This is a genomic window from Paenibacillus sp. OK076, from assembly GCF_900110055.1.
Classification (GTDB): domain Bacteria; phylum Bacillota; class Bacilli; order Paenibacillales; family Paenibacillaceae; genus Paenibacillus.
Genome location: NZ_FOCH01000020.1, coordinates 1 through 1041, shown reverse-complemented (window position 1 = coordinate 1041; position 1041 = coordinate 1). Strand labels below are relative to the sequence as shown.

The 1041-nt window shown below is 53.0% G+C and carries 1 rRNA gene; it reads right to left on the bottom strand.

The features are described 5' to 3' along the window. Positions 1–1041 (bottom strand): 23S ribosomal RNA (locus tag BMY78_RS32450); the annotation flags it as partial.

Genomic DNA, 1041 nt, shown 5'->3' with positions numbered 1-1041 from the left:
CAAGCCATAGCTTCGGTGGTGTGTTTAGCCCCGTTACATTTTCGGCGCAGAGTCACTCGACCAGTGAGCTATTACGCACTCTTTCAATGGTGGCTGCTTCTAAGCCAACATCCTGGTTGTCTGTGCAACTCCACATCCTTTCCCACTTAACACACACTTGGGGACCTTAGCTGATGGTCTGGGCTGTTTCCCTTTTGACAATGGATCTTAGCACTCACTGTCTGACTCCCGGAAGTAAGTCTATGGCATTCGGAGTTTGACTGAGCTTGGTAACCCTTGCGGGCCCCGCACCCAATCAGTGCTCTACCTCCACGACTCTGTTTTCCGAGGCTAGCCCTAAAGCTATTTCGGGGAGAACCAGCTATCTCCGAGTTCGATTGGAATTTCTCCGCTACCCCCACCTCATCCCCGCACTTTTCAACGTGCGTGGGTTCGGGCCTCCAGTGCGTGTTACCGCACCTTCACCCTGGACAGGGGTAGATCACCCGGTTTCGGGTCTACGTCCACGTACTATGTCGCCCTATTCAGACTCGCTTTCGCTGCGGCTCCGGCTCTTCACCTTAACCTTGCACGGGAACGTAACTCGCCGGTTCATTCTACAAAAGGCACGCCATCACCCCTAAAACGGGCTCTGACTTTTTGTAAGCACACGGTTTCAGGTTCTATTTCACTCCCCTTCCGGGGTGCTTTTCACCTTTCCCTCACGGTACTGCTTCACTATCGGTCGCTAGGAAGTATTTAGCCTTGGCAGATGGTCCTGCCGGATTCATACGGGGTTTCACGTGCCCCGCACTACTCGGGATACATCTCGGAGAGAGCAGGCTTTCAACTACAGGGCTTTTACCTTCTTTGGCGGGCCTTTCCAGACCTCTTCGTTTAACCGGCTCCTTTGTAACTCCATGTGAGATGTCCCACAACCCCAAAGAGCAAGCTCTCTGGTTTGGGCTTCTCCGCGTTCGCTCGCCGCTACTGACGGAATCACTATTGTTTTCTCTTCCTCAGGGTACTTAGATGTTTCAGTTCCCCTGGTATGCCTCTACA